2 protein-coding genes and 1 other RNA gene are annotated in these 1586 nt (G+C 61.9%); 1 reads left to right on the forward strand and 2 read right to left on the reverse strand.

Going from position 1 to position 1586, the window contains the following annotated elements:
• Nucleotides 1-462, reverse strand: a 462-nt coding sequence (locus MVC20_RS07215) for an SDR family NAD(P)-dependent oxidoreductase (RefSeq protein ID WP_297539856.1), incomplete at its 3' end; no start/stop codon positions are given.
• A 119-nt stretch (nt 463-581) separates the two neighbouring features.
• Here MVC20_RS07215 and rnpB point away from each other — a divergent pair.
• An RNA gene (gene rnpB, locus MVC20_RS07220) (RNase P RNA component class A) lies at nt 582-946 on the forward strand.
• A gap of 97 nt (nt 947-1043) precedes the next feature.
• Here the strand turns inward: rnpB and MVC20_RS07225 are convergent.
• Nucleotides 1044-1586 (reverse strand): hypothetical protein (locus tag MVC20_RS07225; RefSeq protein ID WP_297539858.1); only part of this gene is annotated, 543 nt, incomplete at its 5' end.

The following is a 1586-nucleotide window of genomic DNA, read 5'->3' on the forward strand; positions in this document are numbered from 1 at the left end:
GGATCCCGCCTGATCGGCGACGGCGGCTGAGATCGAAGCGATGATGACAAAGGCCGCATCGCCATTCGCGTCTGCAGATTTTCCCAGGAACGGTTCGGCCGCTTCGAACGCATTGACCGCGCCGAGCACATCAAGATTGAAGTTCTGCTTCCACGAGGCTTCGTCATTGCCCTGCGCCATGGCGCCGGCATTCGATACCAGGATATCGATGCCGCCGAGGGATTCGCCGGCGGATGTGATCCATGCCTTCAGCGCGTCGCCATCGGTGACGTCAACTGGTCCGCCCGCCGCATTCACGCCTTTTCCTTTGAGATCTTCTACCGCCGCTTTGATTTGATCGGCATTGCGGGCACAGATGGCGACATCGGCGCCTTCATCCGCCAGCGTATCCGCGATGGCGCGTCCGATGCCGCGTGTGCCGCCAAGGACAACGCATTTCTTGCCACGTAGATTGAGGTCCATTTCAGTCGCTCCCGTTTCTTTTTCTTGCCCGCATGGGAGCATAGAGGCCGCGCACCAACAACACCGCCGTCGGGGCAAGGGACTGGCGGTTTCGACCAGGATAGCCTATATCGCCCGCTCCAGACGGCTGGGCAGTCGCTGGCAAGCTTGCTTGCTGGAGGAAAGTCCGGGCTCCAAGGAGACAAGGCGGTGGATAACGTCCACCCGGCGCAAGCCGAGGGAAAGTGCCACAGAAAGCAAACCGCCCGGGACGCAGGTCCGGGGTAAGGGTGAAAGGGTGGGGTAAGAGCCCACCGGGGCTTCGGTGACGCGGCCCGCATGGTAAACCCCGCCTGGAGCAAGACCGAATAGGGGGCGTATATGGGCCGTCTTCAGCCCACGCCCCGGGTGTGTCGCATCAGGCGCCTGGCAACAGGCGTCGCAGAGGAATGACTGCTGAACCCGCAAGGGGGAACAGAACCCGGCTTACAGGCCGTCTGGACTTCATTTCCGGTTCGCAAAGCGAAGTTTTTGATCCGGTGGATCAAAAACAGGAAATGAAGGCCCCGGCAGGGGCTTCTGCATTCAGGTCTCCGAGGGAACTACCGCTCGGATATACTCCAAACCAACTGCTCATCAGCGATCGCGCACGTCACGTCCAGAAAAGCGCGACCGGAATCAGTCGCCCCGCGCCAAAGCTCGACCCAGCACGTCAGGAGCGCTGTGCGCGCATCGCCGTCCAGTCCGCGCACGATCCGTAGTCCGGTCTGGGTGACGCGTGTTTCGGCGCCATGCTGTTCAATCGCGCATTCGTCACCCATCCCAACCATGATGCTGGCGAGGAACGCTGCGGCGTCATCAACCCCGCCTTCGCTCAAGCCAAGCGCCTCCGCCATTGCCGGAAATTGTTGCAACCCCGTCAGGCGGGCGGCGCGGCGGCCGAGTTCTAGAGCGCGGTTGCGACCGATGGTTTCGATCAGAGCCTGGATGCCATTGCGTACATATTCCATCGCGTAATTTCGATTGGCTTTGGCAAGGCGCTCCTCGTTCCATTCGGACGCTGGCGGCTGCGGCTGCGCCATGGGGTCGTATGCTGGCGGCACTTCATCCGGTGCGAAGGCCAGCCGCTCGTCGGCGCTGAGATC

It is taken from the genome of Roseovarius sp., assembly GCF_027019125.1.
Taxonomy (GTDB): Bacteria; Pseudomonadota; Alphaproteobacteria; order Rhodobacterales; family Rhodobacteraceae; genus Roseovarius.